The sequence below is a fragment of the Pauljensenia sp. 27098_8_83 genome, assembly GCF_041432695.1.
Taxonomy (GTDB): domain Bacteria; phylum Actinomycetota; class Actinomycetes; order Actinomycetales; family Actinomycetaceae; genus Pauljensenia.
Genome location: NZ_JAPWAD010000011.1, coordinates 43168 through 64155, shown reverse-complemented (window position 1 = coordinate 64155; position 20988 = coordinate 43168). Strand labels below are relative to the sequence as shown.

The 20988-nt window shown below is 65.1% G+C and carries 19 protein-coding genes and 1 tRNA gene; 9 read left to right on the top strand and 11 right to left on the bottom strand.

Annotation, left to right across the window (positions count from 1 at the left end; translation table 11 throughout):
- Positions 1–10 precede the first annotated feature (10 nt).
- Positions 11–83: transfer RNA gene (locus tag O3656_RS05635), tRNA-Thr, on the top strand.
- A gap of 814 nt (positions 84–897) precedes the next feature.
- On the opposite strand, the gene O3656_RS05630 is transcribed toward O3656_RS05635, so the two are convergent.
- Together O3656_RS05630 and O3656_RS05625 are read right to left on the bottom strand one after the other, a co-directional pair.
- Positions 898–1683, bottom strand: a complete 786-nt coding sequence (locus O3656_RS05630) for an IS3 family transposase (protein WP_500063011.1) — start codon at positions 1681–1683, stop codon at positions 898–900.
- A 60-nt stretch (positions 1684–1743) separates the two neighbouring features.
- A complete protein-coding gene (locus O3656_RS05625) occupies positions 1744–2025 on the bottom strand; it encodes a transposase (RefSeq protein WP_039936468.1) in 282 nt (93 codons plus the stop codon).
- A 1033-nt stretch (positions 2026–3058) separates the two neighbouring features.
- Between O3656_RS05625 and O3656_RS05620 the strand changes: the two genes are divergently transcribed.
- The 3 genes from O3656_RS05620 to O3656_RS05610 all read left to right on the top strand — a co-directional run bounded on the left by O3656_RS05620 (position 3059) and on the right by O3656_RS05610 (position 6229).
- On the top strand, positions 3059–3529 hold the full coding sequence (locus O3656_RS05620) for a Dps family protein (protein ID WP_048677290.1): 471 nt from the start codon (positions 3059–3061) through the stop codon (positions 3527–3529).
- Between the two features lie 352 nt (positions 3530–3881).
- Positions 3882–4955: a ferrochelatase gene (hemH, locus tag O3656_RS05615; RefSeq protein ID WP_500063010.1), complete on the top strand. Its 1074-nt coding sequence runs from the start codon at positions 3882–3884 to the stop codon at positions 4953–4955.
- Positions 4956–5026: 71 nt separating this feature from the next.
- A complete protein-coding gene (locus tag O3656_RS05610) occupies positions 5027–6229 on the top strand; it encodes a PLP-dependent transferase (RefSeq protein WP_500063009.1) in 1203 nt (400 codons plus the stop codon).
- Positions 6230–6841: 612 nt separating this feature from the next.
- Here the strand turns inward: O3656_RS05610 and O3656_RS05605 are convergent.
- Both O3656_RS05605 and O3656_RS05600 read right to left on the bottom strand, forming a co-directional pair.
- Positions 6842–8089, bottom strand: coding sequence for a chloride channel protein (locus O3656_RS05605; RefSeq protein ID WP_500063008.1), 1248 nt, complete (start codon positions 8087–8089; stop codon positions 6842–6844).
- Positions 8080–8541, bottom strand: coding sequence for a MarR family winged helix-turn-helix transcriptional regulator (locus O3656_RS05600; protein WP_500063007.1), 462 nt, complete (start codon positions 8539–8541; stop codon positions 8080–8082). The genes O3656_RS05605 and O3656_RS05600 overlap by 10 nt, the downstream gene beginning before the upstream one ends.
- Positions 8542–8765: 224 nt before the next feature.
- Here O3656_RS05600 and O3656_RS05595 point away from each other — a divergent pair, with 224 nt between their 5' ends.
- The gene (locus tag O3656_RS05595) at positions 8766–9095 is read left to right on the top strand and encodes a histone-like nucleoid-structuring protein Lsr2 (RefSeq protein WP_500063006.1); all 330 of its coding nucleotides are present in this window, start codon (positions 8766–8768) and stop codon (positions 9093–9095) included.
- A gap of 106 nt (positions 9096–9201) precedes the next feature.
- On the opposite strand, the gene O3656_RS05590 is transcribed toward O3656_RS05595, so the two are convergent.
- Entirely contained in the window at positions 9202–9693 is a 492-nt protein-coding gene (locus O3656_RS05590) for a DUF3060 domain-containing protein (RefSeq protein WP_500063005.1), read from the bottom strand.
- A gap of 48 nt (positions 9694–9741) precedes the next feature.
- Complete coding sequence (locus O3656_RS05585) at positions 9742–10950, bottom strand: OmpA family protein (protein ID WP_500063004.1); 1209 nt, start codon at positions 10948–10950, stop codon at positions 9742–9744.
- A gap of 268 nt (positions 10951–11218) precedes the next feature.
- Here O3656_RS05585 and O3656_RS05580 point away from each other — a divergent pair, with 268 nt between their 5' ends.
- The 3 genes from O3656_RS05580 to ispD all read left to right on the top strand — a co-directional run bounded on the left by O3656_RS05580 (position 11219) and on the right by ispD (position 13450).
- On the top strand, positions 11219–11956 hold the full coding sequence (locus tag O3656_RS05580) for a phosphoglyceromutase (protein ID WP_021612715.1): 738 nt from the start codon (positions 11219–11221) through the stop codon (positions 11954–11956).
- A 275-nt stretch (positions 11957–12231) separates the two neighbouring features.
- On the top strand, positions 12232–12750 hold the full coding sequence (locus tag O3656_RS05575) for a CarD family transcriptional regulator (RefSeq protein ID WP_048775386.1): 519 nt from the start codon (positions 12232–12234) through the stop codon (positions 12748–12750).
- Complete coding sequence (gene ispD / locus O3656_RS05570; RefSeq protein ID WP_500063003.1) at positions 12734–13450, top strand: 2-C-methyl-D-erythritol 4-phosphate cytidylyltransferase; 717 nt, start codon at positions 12734–12736, stop codon at positions 13448–13450. The genes O3656_RS05575 and ispD overlap by 17 nt, the downstream gene beginning before the upstream one ends.
- 109 nt (positions 13451–13559) lie before the next feature.
- On the opposite strand, the gene O3656_RS05565 is transcribed toward ispD, so the two are convergent.
- From O3656_RS05565 to O3656_RS05555, 3 genes are all read right to left on the bottom strand, one after another.
- Positions 13560–14405, bottom strand: coding sequence for a hypothetical protein (locus O3656_RS05565; RefSeq protein WP_500063002.1), 846 nt, complete (start codon positions 14403–14405; stop codon positions 13560–13562).
- A 322-nt stretch (positions 14406–14727) separates the two neighbouring features.
- The gene (locus tag O3656_RS05560) at positions 14728–15552 is read right to left on the bottom strand and encodes a hypothetical protein (protein WP_500063001.1); all 825 of its coding nucleotides are present in this window, start codon (positions 15550–15552) and stop codon (positions 14728–14730) included.
- Positions 15553–15555: 3 nt separating this feature from the next.
- Positions 15556–16335 (bottom strand): hypothetical protein, encoded by a 780-nt coding sequence (locus O3656_RS05555; protein ID WP_500063000.1) that lies wholly within the window; start codon positions 16333–16335, stop codon positions 15556–15558.
- A 174-nt stretch (positions 16336–16509) separates the two neighbouring features.
- Here O3656_RS05555 and O3656_RS05550 point away from each other — a divergent pair, with 174 nt between their 5' ends.
- Positions 16510–17859, top strand: coding sequence for an MFS transporter (locus O3656_RS05550; RefSeq protein WP_500062999.1), 1350 nt, complete (start codon positions 16510–16512; stop codon positions 17857–17859).
- Between the two features lie 131 nt (positions 17860–17990).
- Here the strand turns inward: O3656_RS05550 and O3656_RS05545 are convergent, their stop codons facing one another.
- Positions 17991–19415, bottom strand: a complete 1425-nt coding sequence (locus tag O3656_RS05545) for a hypothetical protein (RefSeq protein WP_500062998.1) — start codon at positions 19413–19415, stop codon at positions 17991–17993.
- 130 nt (positions 19416–19545) lie between these two features.
- Positions 19546–20970, bottom strand: a complete 1425-nt coding sequence (locus tag O3656_RS05540) for a hypothetical protein (protein WP_500062997.1) — start codon at positions 20968–20970, stop codon at positions 19546–19548.
- Between the last annotated feature and the right edge of the window lie 18 nt (positions 20971–20988).

Sequence of the window (20988 nt, the reverse complement as noted above, 5' to 3'; positions counted from 1 at the left end):
GGCAGGCGCGGCCGCCTTAGCTCAGTCGGCAGAGCGATTCACTCGTAATGAATAGGTCGTGGGTTCGATTCCCACAGGCGGCTCAGATGCGCCCACCCGGTAACGGGCGGGCGTTTTTGTATGCGTTGACGGGGCCGGGCTGCTTGGTGTGCCCGTGGGCGGCGGCCCGCCCGCGAGATCGCCACACGCGAGCCTGCGGCTCGGAGTGGTCGATCTCGAAGCCCGGCTAGGCCCCGCCATCGCCCACGGGCACCGCAGCCTGGCCCTGGGTTGCTGTCTGTTGCCCAGTCCTGGCTGTCAATCATTAATTTCGCATGCAATTCTCCTGAGGGTATTTCAGGTTTTGAAATCTGATCGTTGATATTCTGCGGTTTTTGAGCTTGTGTTGGATCGTGCCGTGGGGGAATTGCATGCGAAATTTGTCTGGCGGTGGTCTTGACGCAGCCCGCCGGTCATGCGGCGGGTTCCTGTGGTTCCCCCGGTGCCTTCCGCACTTGTGGTGCCTGTTGTGGTGTCGTGGCTAGCCCCAACTCTGCCTTGTGTTCGGTACAAAATTCTCCCTGCTCAGTGTTGTGCTGACCAAAGCGGTACAAAACTCTCCCCGCATGCGTAGATTGCGCCAAATCGGGCCATTTTGGGCGTGCAGGGAGAGTTTTGTCCCGGACATGCGGTGAGGGTGGGTGTGCGTGGAGAGTTTTGTACCGGAAGTGGGGCCGTGCTACTTGTGCTGGGAGAGTTTTGTACCGAAAGTGGGGCCGCCCTTGGGTCCTGTTGTCGGGCTTTTGCCGCTCACGGGCGCTGCCTCCGGGCTCTCCGTGCCCCTGGCGTTCTCCATGCCGGTGGTGATGGTGGTCTGGTCTGGTTTTGTGGGCCGGGTGTTTTGAGGGTTGTTGGTTGTTATTGGTGGTGTTGTGCCCATTGGTGCGCGTATTGGTTGGGTGAGAGCCAGCCCAGCGCGCTGTGGGGGTGTTCTTCATTGTAGCGGTGGGACCAGGCGCCGATCAGGGCGCGCGCGTGGTTGAGGTCTTCGAACATGTTGTCCTCGAGGAGTTCATCACGCATGCGGTTGTGTAAGGACTCCACGAACCCGTTATGCCACGGTTGGCCTGGGGGGATGAATGCTTGGAGTGTGTCGTGCTCGCTGGCCCAGCGCCCCATGGCTGCGGCGATGAATTCGGGCCCGTTATCGGCGCGCAGCACCTGGGGTGCCCCATGGGCCAGGGCAGCTAGGTCAAGCATTTCGATCACGTCGACGGCACCCATGCGCCGCTCGACGCGGAAAGCCAGGTGCTGGCGCGTGAACTCATTGATGAGGTTACAGACCTTGAACACGCGCCCCTTCCAATCCGAATCGAACTGGAAATCAATGGCCCACACCTGCCCCGGGGCACTAGCCTTGACCAGGCGCTGTAGGCGTGGTGCGGTGCGGGGCTTGGGGGCTTTGCGCGGGCGCACGCGCAGCCCTTCGGCGCGCCACAAGCGCCGGAACGTATCACGCCCTATGACAATGCCCTCGCTCTTGGCCCGCGCCCAGGCGCGTTTATAGCCCCACCGTCGATGCGTGGCGGCAAAATCGTTCATCCACTGGCGCACCGGCCCATGATCACGCAGCGTTTTCGCCCCGCCCGCCGCGCGGGTCCGGCAATACGCTGACCGGGACAGCCCGGCAACGCGCCCGTGCAAGACGCTGAGAAAACCCCTGGCCAACCAGGTAGCTCACAGCCTCGTGCCTGCGCGCCGGGCCTAGAAGTTTCCCTCCGCCAACTCTCGCAACGCTGCCTTCTCCAACTCTGCTTGACCCAGCAACTGTTTGAGGCGCGCGTTTTGCTCGCGCAACTCACGCAGTTCCTTGGCCTCACTACGACTCATCGACCCATAACGCTGACGCCACCGGCACAACGTCGCCTCACTGATACCCAGCACGCGGCAGGCCTGGGCCGTACTCATGCCCTCACCTCGCAGCGCCTCGGCCTTCTCCAGCTTCACGACAATCTGCTCAGGCGTGTGCTTCGAGAACTTCCTCATGGTCATCCATTCTGCCCGGCCACAAGCAGCCAGGACTACTCAGAACAACCCTCTCAAAACAAACGGTCCGAAAAACCCAGACCCCTCCAATGGGGGTTTTGCACTACACGAAGCCTTCTTGCGGCGTGTCGCCGGCGTGTCGGACCCCCGTGTCGTGCAATTCCCCCCGATTGGTGACGGCGAGGCCGCGACTTGAGGCGGTGCGGCCGCCACAGTGCAGACCCATTGGGCAAAAAGAGACCAAAACCGACGGTTGTGGCTGAATGGGTCTGCATTTTGGCGGATTCGGTGTCTGTCGTGGTTTGTTGGTTGCACGTGAACCGCTGAAGATACGCGTTAATCCCTTGATACGCACGTAAGCCCTTTGATGCGTATGTCAACCCTTAGATATGCGCGTGGGCGGCGCTGCCCACATGTAGACCATCGGGCCCACGTGCGAGTCGTCGTGCCCGCGTGTGGATGAGCACGCCGATGCGTGGTTATGGCGGACCGTTATGACTGCCAGCGTCGCTGCTGGATTGGAATTGCGGGGCACCGGTGACAGCTGGGCCCCTCTAGTGGCAGCCTCAACCCACTGATGCGCAGCTAAACCCACCTAGTGGAAGCTGGGCGCGGCTGCCCACGCTCCACGAGGCGGGTTAACATGCGGATGAAAGGGCCGAGGCCACCACCCATCGGGTTAACGTGCGCGTGAGAGGGTGTTGATGAAGCCCCGCTTGCATATCGGCGCCTTGCGCCGTCGTGCTCCTGCAGGTGCCAGGGCCCAAATTCCGACATCCAACCGCATGAGGCAACCGTGGCCTCGGGCAAGATTGGTTAGGCGAACCTGGCCTGGAAAACGTAAGCGTCAATGACGATAAAACGCTGAAATCTGAGGAATATTCCCTCACAGCAACGAGATAGTGAAACATTTGACTAAACGGTGGATAGCACTAGAAATCCTGGGACCAAAGGGCCAAGATAGATGTGTCTGAAGGGCATGGCCCCACAAGGGTAAGCCCCGTACCGAATACATATGCAGAGGAGAAACAACATGACCGTTGAATCCACCGGCTTCAAGGCTTCCGACGTTCTCGCAGGCAACCTGCAGAAGGTCCTCACCGACGTGACCGCTCTGTCCCTCGTGGGCAAGCAGCTGCACTGGAACATCACCGGCGAGGGCTTCCGCTCGCTGCACCTGTTCCTGGACGACGTCGTTGACATCGCCCGCGAGGCCTCCGACGAGATCGCTGAGCGCATGCGCGCCCTCCAGGTCGTCCCCAACGGCCTGCCCGAGGTCGTTGCCCAGCGCAACACCCTGCCGACCGTCCCCGAGACGCTCATCAAGACCGATGACGCCGAGGAGCTCGCCGTCGCCGCCATCAACGCGACCGTCGGCACCATGCGCGACGTGCACGAGAAGGTTGACGCCGAGGACTCCGCCTCCGCCGACATCCTCAACGACTACATCCGTCGCTTCGAGCAGCAGGCGTGGTTCATCCGTTCGCAGAACGGCCAGGCCTGAGCCGCACACCTCCGCCGGGAGGAAGTGAGCCAAGTAGGCTCGCTTGAATAACGTCGGGGTGCCCCGCCTGTCGCAGGCGGGGCACCCTTGTGTGTAGACGCGAGGAGCGTGGCGCAGATGTGCGCTGGGTGTCGGGCGTCGAGTCACCGGCGGAAGGAAGGCAGTGCCCCTGTCGCGTCCAAGCGTGACCTGCGACGTGTGGGGCGGGGCCGTATTGGGAATCGAAGGCTGCTGCAAGGCTTCGACGCTACCCGAGGCGAATAAGCCCGGGCCTTTGCGAGCAGCGCGAACACGCCCCGGGAGGTGACACAGCGTCAGCGACATGGGAGAACGTGAACATTAGGCTGGTGGCGTGACGAACTCCCAGGACGTAGCAGCCAGTACCTCGACCTCGATCCGCACGCACACCGGCGCAGCGCAGGCCGGCGCAGTGCACACCGGCGAAGCCCGCCCCGCCCTCGTCCTCGTCAACCTGGGGACGCCGACCGCTCCCGGGCCTGGCCCGGTGCGTGCATTCCTGCGCGAGTTCCTCTCCGACCGCCGCGTCATTGAGATGAGCCCGCTCCTGTGGAAGCCCATCCTGGAGGGCATCATCCTGCGCGTGCGCCCGCGCGAGGTCTCCCACAAGTACCGCAGCATCTGGATGGACCAGGGCTCGCCGCTCATGCACTACACCCGCGAGCAGGCCCGACTCCTCGGCGAGCGCCTGCCGGGCGTGCGCGTCGAGGTCGCGATGCGCTACGGGCAGCCCTCGATTGGCTCGGTCCTGGATCGCCTGCACGCCGAAGGGGCGCGCCGCGTGGCGATCCTGCCCGCCTACCCGCAGTACGCGGCCTCGACGGTGGCGACGATCAATGACGCGGTCGCGAGCTGGATCGGCCGCAACCGTGACGGCTTCGAGCTGCGCCTGCACCGCTCCTTCCCCGCGGCCCCCGCGTACATCGACGCGCTCGCGACCGCGCTCGAACGGCATTGGGAGCGCGTGGGCCGCCCCAACTTCCTCGCGGGGGACCGCGTCGTCGTGTCCTTCCACTCGGTCCCGGTCGCCATGGACGAGGCCGGGGATCCCTACCGCGCCGAGTGCCGCCGTACGGTCGCCGCCCTCGAGTCGCGCCTGGGCCTGGCGATGGGGTCGCTGACGGCCACCTTCCAGTCCGTGTTCGGGCGGGCCGAGTGGCTGGGCCCGCAGACAATCGAGGAGATGGCCGAGCTGGGCGGCGCGAAGTGCCCGCGCGTGGACGTCATCTGCCCGGGCTTCATGGCGGATTGCCTGGAGACGCTCGAGGAGATCGACCAGCTCAACCGCGAGACCTTCGTCGAGGCCGGGGGCGGGGACTTCCACTACGTTCCCTGGGGCAATGACTCGGAGGGGGCTGTCGCGTCCCTGGAGGAGCAGGCGCGCATCGCTCTCGCCGGCTGGGTGTAGGCGCGCTGTCACAATCGACCGGCGGACGAAACCCTTCGGCGGATGCAGCCCCGGCCTCGTAGCGTGGAGGCATGAGCACGCCTGACTGTACGACCTTCTTTACGCTGGCCATCCACGCTGGGTTTGACCCGGATCCCATCACGGGTGACGTGGTGCCTCCGATCCACGTCGCTTCGACGTTCGTGCAGGATCGGCCCGGCGAGCTGCGGGAAGGCTACGAGTACGGGCGCTGCGGCAACCCAACGACCAACGCGTTCGCGGGTGCGCTCGCGGCCCTGGAGGGGGCGACGCACGGCTTCGCGTTCCCCTCGGGCATGAGCGCCGAGGACACGGTGATCCGCCTGCTGGCGCGCCCCGGCGATCACGTCGTGCACTCGACCGACGTGTATGGGGGCACACACAAGCTCCTGAGCGTCATCAAGCCAGCCGAGGGCATCACCTCCGAGGCCGTGGACCTGACCGACCTGGCCGAGGCCGAGCGCGTCATCCGCGCCTCGCGCCCCCAGATCGTGTGGGTGGAGACGCCCTCAAACCCGTTCCTGCTGGTCACGGATATCGCTGCGATTGCGGCCCTCACGCACGAGGTCGGCGGCCTGCTGATCGTGGACAACACTTTTGCGACACCGGTCCTGCAGCGTCCCCTCGAGCTGGGTGCGGACGTCGTCGTGCACTCGACGACCAAGTACGTGGGTGGCCACTCAGACGTGGTTGGCGGTGCGTTCATCCTGCGTGATGGCCTGGAGCTGCCCGCGCACGTCGAGCCCTTCTTCGGCGAGCGCGACGGCGCCGCCGAGGCCGTGAAGCTGCAGATGGCCCTCGGGCACGTGCCCTCCCCGCGCGACACGTACCTGGCACACCGCGGCCTGAAGACCCTGGCCCTGCGCGTGGAGCGCCACTGCGAGAACGCGCAGAAGGTCGCCGAGTTCCTGGCCGCCCACCCGAAGGTCACGGCCGTCCACTACCCGGGGCTGGCCTCGGACCCGGGCTACGAGCTGGCGCGCGCCCAGAACCCGGCCGGCGTGGGCGGCGTGCTGTCCTTCCAGGTCACCACCGAGGAGGCGGCGATCGAGCTGACGACGCGCACGCGTGTCTTCGCGCTCGCAGCATCCCTGGGCGCGCCGGAGTCCCTCATCGAGCACCCGGCGATCATGACGCACTCGACGCGCGTGGGCGGCGTGGGTGGCGTGCCCGGCACGCTCCTGCGCCTCGCGGTCGGCCTGGAGGACGCCGGCGACCTGATCGCGGACTTGGATCAGGCGCTCGCGCAGATCTGATTGCGGACTTGGATCAGGCGCTCGCGCAGATCTGATTGCGGACTTGGATCAGGCGCTCGCGCAGATCTGATCTCCTGCTGGTGCCTCTCACGTGCGTCTCTTGCGTCTCGCTGATGCCGTCGCTTACCCATAAATCTCGCAGGTAATTTAATTTGGTCAGTTTTTGATTGTGCTCGAAAACGTTGCAATTCCGGGGCTGTAATTTAAGATCTTGAAGTATCTGCGATGGAATTGCATGCGAAATTGAGGGGGACGAGGCCGGGGACGAGGCCGGGGTGTCCCGGGCGGTGACGTGCCACTAGGGGGTGGATGCGGCGGCTCGTTGATGCGCGGTGGCCCATTGATGCGCGGCGGCCCGTTGATGCGCGGCGGCCCGTTGATGCGCGGCGGCTGATCCAGGTCGCCGCCGCCATCGGGTGCTGAACGACTGCACATACGAATAGGTAATGAACATCCGGATAGCTTAATAACCTATCCATATGCGCATTACCTATCCAGATAGGAACAACCTATCCATATGTGCGCAACCTATCCGCGTAGCACTCAGACAGAAGCCGCTGCGGCACCCGTAAGGGGGCTACTCAACCCGGTGGGTCAGCGAAATACGGCGGCTCAGTGGGCCCTGCGGCCCGTTGAAGCCCGGCGGGTCAGCCAGGTCGCGGCCGCCGTGGCGCCGCCGACGGCGAGGACCGCGGGCACGAGGATCGTCGTGCCCTGGCCGGTGAACTCGATGACCAGGATGAGCCCGGTAAAGGGTGCCTTCATGGAGGTTCCGAGGAACGCTGCCGCGCCGATGAACGCGAAGGCGGCGACCTCTGAGCCCGGCCATGCGGCAGCCCACGGCAGTCCGATGACGGCTCCCAGCCCGGCGCCGAGCGCGACCGCGGGGGTGAGGACGCCGCCCCAGCCTCCCGCGCCGATCGTCAGGAACGTGGTCGCCGTCTTGGCGAGGAGGACCACCAGTGCGAATGTGAGTCCCGCGCCGGCCGCCCACGTCGCGTCAAACTGCGTCTGCGCGCTGGCCTGCCCGTTGCCGAGCACGGAAGGAATGCGGGTAGAGACCAGGCCGACGGCGACGAACGCGAGGGGCAGGGTGACGAGGATGCGCCAGTCGCGCGGCCGGATTGCCCCGGTGCGCGCGACGGCCTGTTTGAACGCCCATCCAGCGGCGCCGAGCACCGGCCCCATGAGCGCCCCGAAGACCGTGAGGGACAGCGACGGCGTGAGGGTGGGGACCGTGTAGAAGAAGGTCGGCCTCGTGAATCCCGTGGAGATGAGGACTGCGATCCCCGAGGTGATGAGCGCGGGGGCCACCGCGCGCGCCGAGAGCGACACGAGGAGGATCTCGAGGGTGTAGACCGCGCCCGACAGGGGGATCGAGTAGACGGCGGCCAGGCCTGCGCCCGCGCCGCACGCGACGATGATGCGCCGATCTTCGGGGGTGAGCCCCAGCCGGTCGGCGGCGGCCGCGCTGAAGGCGGCGGCCATCTCTCGTGGGGCGACCTCGCGCCCCACAGACGCGCCGAGGCCGACGACGAGGACCTGGGTCAGGGCGTGCCAGGTGGCGCGCAGGGGAGGCATGGGGGTGCCGCTCACGGCACCGGCGACGGAGGTGACGGCCTTGTTGCGGCGGAAGAGCAGGAACCAGGAGAGTGCGCCGACGACACCGGCGAGCGTCAAGACGCCGACGCGACGGGCGGGGGAGACGGCGCTGACGGCCTGCAGGAGGGTGCCGCCGTGCATGTCCCAGGCGAGGGTCTGGATCCAGTGGAGCAGGTGAATGCACGCCAGGCCGACGAGGCCGGCGATGACCCCGGTGAGGAGTGTTGCGACCGCGAGGCGTCGCGTGCTCACGGACATGGCGTGTCGGAGTCGAGGCGCTCGCTCACCCGCGTGAACAGCCCGGTGAGCATGTCGATTTCCTCGGGCGTGATGTCGTCGAGGAAGAGGCGGCGGATGACGTCGCGCTGGACCAGGGCGGCCTCGTCGAAGAGGGTCTTGCCTGCCTGCGTCAGGAAGACGAGGCCTCCGCGCCCGTCGCCCTCGCAGGGGCGGCGCTCGATGAGGCCGCGGGATTCGAGGCGCTTCATCGTGTGGGTGAGGCGCGAGCGTGAGAAGACGACTTGGTGGGCGAGGCGGGAGGGGCGCACGCCCGTCTCCCCGGCGCGGTCGGTCATCAGCAGCACGGAGTATTCTGGCATCGACAGGCTGGCCTGGTACTTGAGGGCGGCTTCGATGCGCTCGGTGAGGCGAGCCGTCGTCGTGAAGTAGAGCTCCCAGGCCGCCGCTCGGGGGTGGTGTGCTCGGCTCACTGGGTCTCCTCGTATCGTGTGGCATCTCGACGAGGCCAAACCGGCCTCGGGTTGCCTACGAGTATAACTTTCAATTACTCCGATCAAAAAATCGATGCTGCGTAGCTCACGTTCCCATGATGAATTGTTTATTAGCAGAAATTGTATGAATTGCGATATCCTCATGATAGGAATTGACTTTTTCAGAAATTCCCCGTCTCTTTTTCTCTGAAAGGACAGACATCGTGAAGAAGACGAAGAAGATTGTGGAAGTCGTCGACGATTTCGACGGCACCCCCGCAGATCAGACCGTGCGTTTCGCATTCAATGGTGCGTCGTACGAAATTGATCTGAACCGCGCCCACTTCGAGGAATTCGCGGAAGCGATTCAGCCCTACATTAAGGCTGGCCGTAAGACGGGGACAACCCGCCGCCGCGGCAACGCCGGTAACCCGGCGCAGCGCCTGGAGAATGCGAAGATTCGCGCCTGGGCGAAGGAAGAGGGACACGACCTGTCCGACCGCGGTCGTATCCCCGCTCCGATTGTTGAGGCCTATCGCAAGGCACACGCCTGAGTGAGAGCAGAATTGCGGGCGCACACCACGTGCGCCCGCAATTCTTTCTCGATGCACTGAAGGGGTGGTACGCAGATGCGTGCCACCCCTTCACCTGCGTCGGATGTCAGTCCTTGGTGACGGCGTTATTCACGCCCGAGTCGGTGCCGGTCTGCGGGGCGTTGCCCTCCTCGTACTGAACCGAGTTGTTGGAGCCCGTGAAGGACACCTTCTGGACGGACTTCACGGCGATGGCATTTTGGGAGCCGTTGACCGTGATCTCGGAGACGGCCTCGCCCTCGATGTGGTTGTTCGAGCCGTTGATGACGACGGTCTTGGTGCCCGCGGGGATCTCGACGTGCGTGTTGGACTCGTCGATCGTGAAGGTGTCGGCGGCGTCGGACTTGCCGGAGTCCTTGGAGGTGTCCGACTTGCCGGAGTCGCTGGATGCATCGGTCTTGGTGTCCGTGCTCGGGCTGCTCGAGGCCTCGGGAGCGGACGAAGCTGCAGGGGCGGAGGAGTCGCCGCCGGACACGTTGGCGGTCTGGGAGCAGCCGGTGAGGGCCACGGTGGCGACGGCGAGAGCGGCCGCAGCGGGAAGGGGGGACTTCAGGGACATGGTGTCTCCCTTTCGTCGATCGGTCGTAGGCAAGCCCTAGTTGGGGTACTAGAAGGCGGGGATGAAGATTTCGACGCGGCGGTTGAGCGCGCGACCTGAGGGGTTGTCCGACCCGTCGGCGTTCTCGTTGGGCGCCACCGGCTTGGACTCGCCGTAGCCGGTCGCGTCCAGGGTGGAGCTCACGCCGTCCTTCTTCAGTTCGGCCACGACGGCGTCCGCGCGCTCCTGGGAGAGCTGCAGGTTGAAGGCCTCGTCCGAGATGGAGTCGGTGTGCCCGTAGACGTGGGCAGCGGGGACCTTGTTGCTGGTGAGCACGGTCGCGAGCGACTTGATCGTCAGGGCAGCCTCGGGGCGGATGTCGGACTTGCCGAAGTCGAAGAGGACGCCATCTTCGAGAGTGATGACGGTGCCGCAGGATTCCACGGGCTTCAGGTTGGCGACGGGCGGGAACTTGCCGAGCTTGCCGAGCTTGCCGACCTTCGGCGCGTCCTTCACTTCCTTGCCGTTGACGGTCGCGGTGCCGTCGCCGTTGTTCTGGATCGTCAGCTTGTCGTCCGAGTAGCTGCCGGTGCCGTCGCCGTTGTTGATGATGGTGACGGTGCCCTTGGAGTACACGCCGGAGCCGTCGCTTTCAACGGTGATGGTTTCGGAGGTGGAGGAGTTGGAGTAGTTGCCGCCGCCCTGGCCGTCCAGGACGATGCTTGTGGTGGGGGTGGAGTAGGTGCCGGAGCCGTCGGTGCTCACGACGAGGGACACCATCGTATCGGCGTTGGAGTAGGTGCCGGAGCCGTCGCCGCCGTAGACGATCGAGATCGGGCCCTCGGTGATCGTGCCGCCGCCCTGGCCGTCGTTGACGACGGTGCCGTTGTCCGAGGAGGAGACGACCGAGCCGTCGCCGCCGAAGACGGTGGAGCCGGACACGAGGGAGGTGCCGTCGCACTTGGCGGGTGAGATGGTTACGCCGGGGACGGTGTTGAGGGACTTGGAGGCGGAGTCGACGATGGCCTTATCGGCGTTGGAGGCGAAGACGTCGACGGAGGGAACGGAGAACAGGGGGATGGCCGGGATTTCGCCGGGGCGGTATCCGGACACGGTCGGGACGGACGAGGCCGTGGCCGAGGGGGTGGCCGCCGGGGTCGTCGGGTCTGCGGCGGGGGATGCATCGGTGGCCTGGGGCTTCGAGGAGCCGCAGGCACCGAGGGCGAGAGCGGTCGCAGCGATGAGAGAGGCTGCCAGGGTGCGTCGTGTGATGTTCATGAAGTTAACCGTACGGGTAAAAACGAGGGGCGCACACTGTTCCGGTAATCATGTAAAACCGCGGAATCTCAAGGCTGTCAGGGGTAAATTTCGGGTGAGTCAGGGGCGAATCAGGGTATGCCCGGGGTCTGGGCCTGACCGAGAGCTCCAGCCGCCTTGGGGGCGTCAGGGGGGAGAGGTGGTCGTGAGGGAGAAAAGTGTCCAAGCTGTGGCGTGATCAACCCCACGGGATGTATGAGGGGGCCTCCACCTGTGGAAGAATGGAGACATGAGCTACAAACTGGTGCTGCTCCGCCACGGCGAGAGCGAATGGAATGCAAAGAACCTCTTCACCGGTTGGGTGGATGTTCCGCTGTCGGACAAGGGCCGCGCGGAGGCTACCCACGGTGGTGAGCTCCTCAAGGAATCCGGCGTTCTCCCGGATCTCCTGTTCACGTCGATGCTGCGTCGCGCCATCATGACCGCGAACCTGGCTCTCGACGCCGCCGATCGCCACTGGATCCCCGTTGAGCGCAACTGGCGCCTCAACGAGCGTCACTACGGTGCGCTCCAGGGCAAGAACAAGAAGGAAATCCGCGACGAGTACGGCGAGGAGCAGTTCATGCTGTGGCGCCGTTCCTTCGACGTGGCTCCGCCCGCCATCGAGGCCGGCTCCGAGTTCTCGCAGGATCAGGATCCCCGCTACGCCGGTGAGCCCGTTCCCATGAGCGAGTGCCTCAAGGACGTCATCGCGCGTCTGCTGCCCTACTGGGACGAGGCCATCGTTCCCGCGATCAAGACCGGCAAGACCGTCATGATCGCCGCGCACGGCAACTCGCTGCGCGCTATCGTCAAGCACCTGGATGAGATCTCCGACGAGGACATCGCTGGCGTCAACATCCCCACCGGTATTCCGCTGGTGTACGAGCTCGACGAGGAGACCCTCAAGCCCATCAAGAAGGGTGGCACCTACCTGGATCCCGAGGCTGAGGCGAAGATCGCCGCGGTCGCCAACCAGGGCAAGTGACCTGACGCCGAGCCCCGGCCTCGTTGATGCTGACGAGGTCGGGGCTTCGCTATGCCTGGAAACACGGGACTTTTCGGGTGTGATGACTCTCCTTATCGTGCACGTTTGATCGTGACCAGGGTCGCATGCTGGGACGAATTGCGGTCGTGCTTGAAGTTTGTTTGTGTCGTTCCTTGTATACGTGTAACGTTGAGCTTTCACACTGTATGGGTCCGATTCTCTCGCCAGCTGGTAGAATAGTTCTGCTATCCACGCAAGCATCCAGGAGTCCATCCATGTCGTTTGAAATCGGTCAGACGGTCGTTTACCCGCACCACGGCGCAGCCACGATCGAAGAGGTCATGACGCGCACCATTCGTGGTGAGGAGCGGACGTACCTGAAGCTGCGTGTGAACCAGGGTGATCTTGAGATTCAGGTTCCCGCCGAAAACGTCGACATGGTCGGCGTTCGCGACATCGTCGACGAGGACGGCCTTGAGGAGGTCCTGTCCGTCCTGCGCGCCCCCTACATTGAGGAACCCACCAACTGGTCGCGCCGCTTCAAGGCGAACCAGGAGAAGATCGCCACCGGCGACATCGTGAAGGTCGCCGAGGTCGTGCGTGACCTGACCCGCCGCGATGACCTGAAGAAGCTGTCCACGGGTGAGAAGCGCATGCTGACGAAGGCGCGCGGAATCCTCACCTCCGAGCTGGCCCTGGCGCGCAATATCGAAAAGTCCGCCGCCGCCGAGCGCCTCGACGCCGTCCTGGCCGAGGGGCGCATCGAAGTCGAAGAAGATGCCGTCGACGAGTGAGGTCCGCGCGGTCCTGACGGCCGCAGGCTCCGGCTCTCGCCTCGGCTGCGAGGGCCCGAAGGCCCTCGTTGAACTTTCGGGTCGCCCCCTGGTCTGGTGGGCGGCCCGCGGCCTACGCGCCGGGGGAGTGGGCGCGATCGTCGTGACGGCCCCGGCCTCGTCGATCGAGGAATTTCGCTCCGCTCTGTCCGATGTCGGCGGCGTGAGTGTCGTTGCCGGCTCCGATCGCTCGCGTCAGGAGTCTGTGGCCCTGGGACTCGCCGCTCTTGGTGAGTGTGAGGCGGACACGGTCGTCCTCGTGCATGACGCGGCTCGCCCCCTGACACCCCCGCGGGTCACCGCGCGCGTCATCGACGCGGTGCGCGCCGGCGCGGGTGCCGTCATCCCCGTCCTGCCCGTCACTGACACTCTGAAGACCGTGGACGCCTCCGGCGTCGTGACGGGCACGCCGCGCCGCTCCGACATGGTGGCCGTGCAGACCCCGCAGGGATTCCGCTGGGATGTGCTCACCCGTGCGCACGAGGCGGGTGCCTCCCTGGGCGCGGACGAGGCCCGGGCGGCCACGGACGACGCCGGCCTCGTCGAGGCGATCGGTGGCTCCGTTCAGACGGTTGCCGGTGACGAGCTGTCCCTGAAGGTCACGCGCCCCCTCGACTTGGCGCTCGCGCGCCTCCTCGCCGATCAGGAGCAGGCGGACTGAAGCGATCAGGGTGCTTCCGCGCGCACCCCGCGCGTGCCAGGAAGCGCGCCAAGGGCGACGGAGGTCAACACCGACCGGCCGTGCGCACCCGCAGTACGCTGCTCGCGATTCAGCGCGGCCAGAGCGCGGGGTTGTCGTCGATGAGTGCCCGAACGAGAGTGACCCCGCCGTCAGTGGCGAGGGCTCCGCGATACTGGGGGCGGCAGGCGAAGCAGCCGATGAGGCGCTGGAGCTGTTGGTATGTGAGGTCCAGGCACGTGATGTCGATCGTCGTGGGAACCGGGTTGCCCGTGGTTGTGATGCGTGCCTTCTTCGTGGAATCCCTCTTCACGGTGACGAGGTCGATGCCCGCGAGGTAGGGCATCCGATCCCAGGCGATGGTGACCGGCTCGGCCTCCAGTAGGGGGTGGAACTCCAGGTGGGTTGGGGTGAGTGTCAGGATCGGGCCCTGGTGGATCGTGTTGAGGCGATAGGCGGTGCCTCGCCGAATGAACAGGGCGACTCCAGTCGCGGCCAGGCCAAAGACGACCGTGACTATATCCAGGCCGATGGTCACCGCGCTGACAGCGCCGCCGGTCGTGGTGGAGGCGGACGACAGGACCATGCTGTGCGTGAGCGCGCACGCGATCAGGGAGATGGGGAACGCCGCTGCCAGCCGGATGAAGTCCGCGGTCACCAGCTTGATGGGCGCCGTCATCGGCGTGAGGCCAACGCCCCCGTTGGAGAACGTGAGATCCGGGCCTCGGCGAAGCCTCCGAGACAGCGCCGCGGCGTAGTAGAAACGCGTCGATGCGTGGCTAGCGAAGATGAAAATCGCGAGGATGAGCATGGAAAACGGGGAGAGCCAGAGGAGAAAGAGGTTGAGCAGTGCAATGAAGCTGTACAGGGCTGCGGTAACAGTCAGGGCAAACACCGCCGCTGAATTCAGGGGCCCGTCGTATTTGTTGGTCAGCATCAGTGTCTACTCTCTGAAGTCATCGGTGGCGGTGGTCGTGCAGTGAGACGAGCGTCCTGCCCAGGTCATGACGCTATCAGGATAGCGCGCGCGATCCTGCCCACCTCCGGGGACGCCAGTCTCGCGGGCTTCTCCGGCCTATTCTTGCCGTGGCTGACGTGCTGACGGCGAATAAGGCTGAGGCTGGGGCGTATCGGTCATCCGTCACCCTCCACGTGCGTCTCCCATGTTCCTGACATACCAGCATATGGCATGTGGTCAGGTTGTGCTGGCGCTTCCCCCGGCCTCGTTGTGTGGATCCTTCGGCCGACGGGGCCGCGTCTTAGGCGTCCGGGTCCTGCCCTCGCAGGAGGGCTCGCACCACGTCGACGCCGGTCTCGGTGCCGAGAACGCGTCGGCACCGGGGGTTGGAAGCGAAATAGTCAATAAGTCGCTCGAGGGCGACATAGGAGAACCCCGGGTCGCTGAAGCGAAGCCATAGGACGCCATCTTCGCCATCCTTGGTGCAGTGAATGGCGGTCGCTCCCTTGATGGTCTCACCCATGCCAACGATATAGCTCCAGGCGACCGTCTCGATACGAGGGACGAAGTCTTTCTCGGCGATTGCGAACCCCTCGGCGACGAGAACAATCATTTGCACATGTGCGCCATGTTCACGCGGAAAGTAAATTTCTGGGACTTTCACGAGGAGATAGATGATGAAAAAGCCCATGCCGAGCGACATGAGGAAGCCATTTTTTGTGCTCGACGAGAATGCGAGAGGAATGAGGGAGATAGCAATGCCGCTCAGTCCCCATGCGATGCCGGCAGCGCGACTCCGGGCAAAGGTGGTGTCCCCGGTGATCATCAGCTCGGTGACCGTGCGGTCCTCCTGGCGCGTTGTGGCGGCGGTTACCCTGGGCGGGCGGCTGGGTGCTCGCGCGTAGGCAACGGCGGCTGGAATGAAGGCGACGAGGAGAATGCAGACGATAGCGAGCCCGTAGCGCAGGCCGAGGGCGGGGAAGCCGAGTGCGATGAGAGCAACGAGGACAAGTGCTGCCGCGACTCCGACGGCATACAAGCACGCGGGGACGATCCATGCTCGTCGCATGATGGCGTCTGCCTGGGTCGGGGTGAGGGGGCGCCGAATGAGCGTCAGGGGGAGCATGGGCTAGCCCGCCGTTAGGATATCGGTGACGAGCTGCGGCCCCTGCGGTGTCCCGAGCGTTGCTCGATCCTCGGGATGGGCGACAAAGTGGTTGATGAGCCGTGCTAGTTGCCAGTAGCAGATGGGCATCCCCCTCATCTCGAAAACGAGCGCATCCTCGGAGTCGCGGGTGGATACGTGCATCAACTGGTGTGGCTCATGGGCGGCGACGAAAAGCTCGAAACCCTCAATCTGGGGATTGTGATCCCAACGGATGTGCGTCGGATTGTCGTGCAGGAGGGGCTGAATCGACAGGTGATCGGGGCCGAGCGTGATCAGTGGCGACCGGTGAATGCGTGAGGGGCGATACGCCGTCATCTTGAGCATTGTGTACCCGAGGAATGAATACGAAAAGCCCAGGATCAAGCCGCTAATGGCGTCTGGATGAATGAGGAACAGAAGGAGGGCGATGGGGCCACAGCTCATCAAGAACACGGAGCTGATCGACGAGACGTAGAAGGGGAAAATAAATGGGTAGAGGGCGATCCCTTCCGGCTCGACATGCATGAGGACTCCACGGTGCTGTCGAGCGATTTCGGCGAAGCCGAGTGTCAGGAAAACGAGCGCGAGGAGAATCGGGACTGCGACAAAAAAGAACGTGTAGGCGATCGGGAAAAAGCTGCTAATGCAGAAAAAGAAGAGCGCGCCAGCAGTGCATCCGGCAGCTGTGACGAAGCTTGTGCGCGTTGTCGACAGTCGTTCGTCTGCCTCGGACACGCTACGCAGTGATTGCTGTGCCATCATCGGCCTCCTTCCCGGGCAACACATCAGCATATGACATGCGGTCAGGTTGTGCTGGTGGTTCCCCCGGCCTCGTTCCGAGGGCGGCTCGAGGAGAGCGTGAAACGCGAAACGTGGTAGGTTCACCCTGGACGCACACGCGCCACCGAGCACTCCCCACCGAAGGAGCCCGATTCCATGAGCACAACGCCCGCCGCCCGCCGCCGCGTGATCACGCGCCAAGTCGTCGAATGGGCGGCCTGGGACTGGGGCAGCGCCGCCTTCAACGCGGTCGCCACGACCTTCGTGTTCACGACCTACCTGACCAGCGACGGTGTCTTCACCGACGCTGGGACCGCCTCAAGCTGGCTCAGCAACGGCATGACCATCGCGGGCCTGTTCATCGCGCTCCTCGCACCCATCACGGGTCAGCGCGCCGATCGACGAGGCCGGGGCGGAGTCTGGCTCGGATGGTTCACAGGGTTGGTCGTCGCCTGCATGCTCGCCATGTACTTCGTACACCCCGAATCGGTGCTCGGACCCAAGGGCGCCCTCATGCTCGGCATCGCCCTGCTGGGCCTGGGCAACGTGTTCTTCGAGTTCGCCTCCGTGAATTACAACGCGATGCTCAACCACCTGGGCGAGAAGGAGGACCGCGGCAAGATTTCGGGCTTCGGCTGGGCGTCCGGCTACATCGGCGGCATCGTCCTGCTGCTCATCCTCTACGTGGGCCTCATCGGCACCAACCTGCTCGGCGTCCCCACGGACGAGTACCTGCCGATCCGTATCTCCATGGTGATCGCCGCCCTGTGGCTCGGCGGCTTCGCCATCCCCGTCATCCTCCACCCGCCGCTGCCCAAGAAGGTCCACACCGGCGGCGATCACGAGTCCATCCTCGACTCCTACAAGCTCCTGTGGCGCACCGTTCGCACCCTGAGCTTCGAGGCCCCGCACACCCTCTTCTTCCTCATCGCCTCCGCCGTCTTCCGCGACGGCCTGGCCGGCGTCTTCACCTTCGGTGCTGTCCTGGCCAAGACCGCCTTCGGTTTCACCGCCGGACAGGTCATGATCTTCGCGATCGCCGCCAACATTGTCGCCGGCCTGGCGACCGTCGCCTTCGGCTGGGTGGACGACAAGATCGGCCCGAAGAAGGTCATCATCCTGTCGCTGTCCGCCATGGTCGTCGCCGGCTTCGGTGTCTTCTTCCTCCACGCCCGCGGCCCCATCGTCTTCTGGACCCTGGGCCTGGCCCTGTGCGTCTTCGTGGGCCCCACTCAGTCCGCGTCGCGCTCCTTCCTGTCGCGCATCATCCCCGCCGGGCGCGAGGGCGAGGTCTTCGGCCTCTACGCGACGACCGGCCGCGCCGTGTCCTTCATGGCCCCCGCCATGTACGGCCTCTTCCTCATGATCGGTAAGGCTGTGACCCCCGCCGGCGAGGACTACACCTACTGGGGCATCCTCGGCATCATGCTGATCCTCCTCGTGGGCCTGGGCCTGACCATCCCCGTGAAGGCAGACCGCGCGACGCTCCACCACATGGAGGACTGAGCGCCCAGGGGCACGAGGCCGTCCAGGCACGCCCCGGCCTCGTCCCAACGAGCCACCCCTGACCACACACGACACGTCCCCGACGCGACCGAGCAAGTCTCGGGCGTCGGGGACGCGTCGTTTATCGGTCGCTACGTGGCGGGTGTGAACGCGACGACGCTGTCGCCCGTGACCCCGATCAGCAGATCGTCGAAGACCCACGCGAGTGTTCGAGAATCGTTGAGTTCCTCGGACTCGTAGGTTGTGCTGTTGGTGATATCGAAGAAATGGACAGTGGTCCGCGATTCGCCGCGTCCCTTCACGAAGAGCGCGGACGCGTCAGCGCTCATGCGCGAATATGTGGGGACGACAGCACCATAACCCGCTTCATCGAAGTAGGAAACGCCTCTGGTGTGAACCATCGGGTAGGAGGTGGCGCCGGTGGGACGCACAGACAGGCAATACTCGTCGTGCTCGTGGTCCAAGGAGATGGAAATCTGTCCGGTGGTCCACACCGGCATGTCCTTGGTGGCGTAGGCCTTGAGTTCCTTGAGCGAGGGCATGTGACCATCATCCGTGGGGGGAACGTCGATGTATTTGGCCTCGTACGTCTCGACGAAGGCTCCCGACGCATCGTAGGCGCTCACTGTGCGGAAATCCTCGATGACGGCCACGCCGTCGCTCGCAAGGATGATCCGAGGAACATCGCGCTCGCCCTTGGGCGGCCAGTCTCCCAGAGTCGTCAGATCGCCAGTGTGGGGGTCGACGATCTGCGGGGTGTAATGCTCGTCGTCAACCGGAACGAGCACCGACGAGCGCCCGTTTGCAGTGAGCACGCCATCGGTTGGGTGCGTGATGTCGGACGTACGCAGGCCCTCGTGATGCTGCGGCGAGGTCGCGGTGCTCCACTGCTGCGTCCATTGCCCGTCCTGCTCTGTCCACCCGCTGCACGACTCGCGCGTGTCACAGGTGACGACGATACCGTCGACAACACCCATGGGCAGAGCGTCTCCCCAGGGGGCCTGAGACTGGGTACCTGTCGCTTTGTCGACCACGAGCCCGTCGATCAGGAGCTGCGTGTCAGTGGTCAGGGAGGCGGGGTTGGGCGTGGCTCGGATGGCGGGAGCCTGCGGGCCGCTCGTCTGCCAGAGTTCGCGTGCATCGGTGCCGGACACGTCGTACGCCATGATCGTCGCTGATGATGGGGCAGTGCCCTCCAGGCCGTAGACGAGCGCGTAGACGGTCGTGCCGTCCGTGACGAGGCGCGGGGGCAGAGACGATGTCCACTGGCCGATGGGAAGTTTCCACGCGACGGCGATCCCCGACGACCATGCCGAGGACAGGGTGTGTGTATCGGTCGCATCTCCGTGGTAGCCCACCGGAGACGAATCCGCCCACACATGGGAGGCGTTGGCGTACTTTGGGTTGTCCTCGTGAACAGGGAGGAAGGTTCGGGCCAGACCGTAGCCTGCGATCATCGTTGCCACCACGACGGCGGCGATGATCAATACTTGGCCTCGTTTACGAGGAGTCTCCATCGTCATGTCGTTCGCATCGGCGCGCTGGTCGGCGGTCATAGTCCCCGTCCTCTCGTGTTGTGTCTGTCGTTGTCGTTAGAACGAATGCGGTGTAAAGGCTGCGATGCCCTCGTCGGTGACCGCAATGAGCAGGCCTCGGGCGTCGGGGACGAGTCGTGTAGAGAACCGCTTACGGGGTCCGCGGTGTCACGGCGATGACCTCGCCGCTGCGCGCCCCCACGAGCAAGTCGTCGAAGACCCACACCAGGTTCGTGGCCTCGTCCAGCTCCCGCGACACGTAGGTCAACTCCCGTTCCATGCCGAAGAAGAAGGGGCCGGTGGGGGTCGATGGCAAGCACTGGACGAACAGCGCCTTGCCGTCTGCGCTGGCGCGCACCTGCGCGGCGGACCAAGGATCCGTCAGCGCGTGGTCGGAGAATGACTCACCGGGGTTGATCGTGCGGCTGGAGTTTCCACTGGTCGGACTCACCGCCAGGAGATAACCGTTGACGTCGCTCGAATAGGGCCGCTCCACGGTGGCCGTCGTCCACTGCGCGCCGCCCTGCGTCAAGAAGGCTCCGACGTCTGCCACGCTCGGGAGAGCGCGATCCGACGCCGGGAAACGGTCGAGCTCCCACCCGGCCCCGAAGGTGCCCACGACCTCGCCCGCGGTGTTGTAGGCGATGGTTTCCTTCTCGCCGGCGACGAGGACGCCGTCGCTCGCCAGCGTGACCCTGGAGACGGGCGCACCGCTCGCGGAGGGTGCCTCTCCGAGAGTCGTCAGCTCCCCCGTGGCCGGGTTGATGAGCTGTGGGGCCTGATGGGCCTCGTCGACGGGGACGACCACGGCGGAACCAGCGCCGCTGCCGATGACGGCGCTCGCGGGAGCCGTCAGCCCCGAGTGGGCCAGGCCCGCGCGGCGCTGGGGCGAGGTCGTCGTGGACCACAGCCTCGTCCACGCGCCCGAGTCGCGGGACCACCCCGAGCACGAGCTGAAGGTGTCGCAGGTGACGAGGACGCCGCCTGCCACCCCCATCGGCAGGTCGGAACCCCAGGGTGCCTGCGTCTGGGCGCCGGTCGAGCGGTCGACGATGATGTCACTGAGCAGAATCTCGTCCTGGGTCGAGACGGAGGACGGGAACGCCTCGGCGCGAATCCGGGACAGTTGGGGTCCGGTCGTGGTCCACTGGGCGACCGGCTCGCTGCCCGACACGTCGTAGGCGGACACTGTGGCGACGGCCTGGCTCCCGCTGCCGTAGGTGAGCACGTACAGGGTCTGACCCACGGTGATCAGCTGCGCAGGCAGGAGAGAGTCGCTGGTGGGCAGGATCCACGCTGTCGAGACGCCCGATGCCCACGCGCTCGACAGCTCGTTCGTGTTGGTGGCGCTCCCCCGGTAGCCGGTCACGTCCGGATTCGTTTCCTGCTCCGAGCCGGTGATGTGCGGAGGCGGGGTCGCCGCCGGGCCGGGGAGCTGGTGGGCGCTCGTGCTCAGCGAGGGAGCGAGGAAGGCACCGAGGCTCGCGACAAGCGCGACGCCCGTCAGGAAGAAGCGCCCGTGCCGCGTGGGCGTAGTTCTCGTGGAAGTCCCGTTGAAGGGGGCGTTGGTACTCATGGGAGTGTCATTTCTGTC

Bases quoted from the DNA above. Each gene is read 5' to 3' on its own strand.
- O3656_RS05545 (WP_500062998.1), bottom strand. From the start codon at position 19,415: ATGACCGCCGACCAGCGCGCCGATGCGAACGACATGACGATGGAGACT.
- O3656_RS05610 (WP_500063009.1), top strand. From the start codon at position 5,027: ATGAGCACGCCTGACTGTACGACCTTCTTTACGCTGGCCATCCACGCT.
- O3656_RS05550 (WP_500062999.1), top strand. From the start codon at position 16,510: ATGAGCACAACGCCCGCCGCCCGCCGCCGCGTGATCACGCGCCAAGTC.
- O3656_RS05590 (WP_500063005.1), bottom strand. From the start codon at position 9,693: ATGTCCCTGAAGTCCCCCCTTCCCGCTGCGGCCGCTCTCGCCGTCGCC.
- ispD (WP_500063003.1), top strand. From the start codon at position 12,734: ATGCCGTCGACGAGTGAGGTCCGCGCGGTCCTGACGGCCGCAGGCTCC.
- O3656_RS05540 (WP_500062997.1), bottom strand. From the start codon at position 20,970: ATGAGTACCAACGCCCCCTTCAACGGGACTTCCACGAGAACTACGCCC.
- O3656_RS05585 (WP_500063004.1), bottom strand. From the start codon at position 10,950: ATGAACATCACACGACGCACCCTGGCAGCCTCTCTCATCGCTGCGACC.
- O3656_RS05565 (WP_500063002.1), bottom strand. From the start codon at position 14,405: ATGCTGACCAACAAATACGACGGGCCCCTGAATTCAGCGGCGGTGTTT.
- O3656_RS05625 (WP_039936468.1), bottom strand. From the start codon at position 2,025: ATGAGGAAGTTCTCGAAGCACACGCCTGAGCAGATTGTCGTGAAGCTG.
- O3656_RS05560 (WP_500063001.1), bottom strand. From the start codon at position 15,552: ATGCTCCCCCTGACGCTCATTCGGCGCCCCCTCACCCCGACCCAGGCA.
- O3656_RS05605 (WP_500063008.1), bottom strand. From the start codon at position 8,089: ATGTCCGTGAGCACGCGACGCCTCGCGGTCGCAACACTCCTCACCGGG.
- O3656_RS05580 (WP_021612715.1), top strand. From the start codon at position 11,219: ATGAGCTACAAACTGGTGCTGCTCCGCCACGGCGAGAGCGAATGGAAT.
- O3656_RS05575 (WP_048775386.1), top strand. From the start codon at position 12,232: ATGTCGTTTGAAATCGGTCAGACGGTCGTTTACCCGCACCACGGCGCA.
- O3656_RS05555 (WP_500063000.1), bottom strand. From the start codon at position 16,335: ATGATGGCACAGCAATCACTGCGTAGCGTGTCCGAGGCAGACGAACGA.
- O3656_RS05620 (WP_048677290.1), top strand. From the start codon at position 3,059: ATGACCGTTGAATCCACCGGCTTCAAGGCTTCCGACGTTCTCGCAGGC.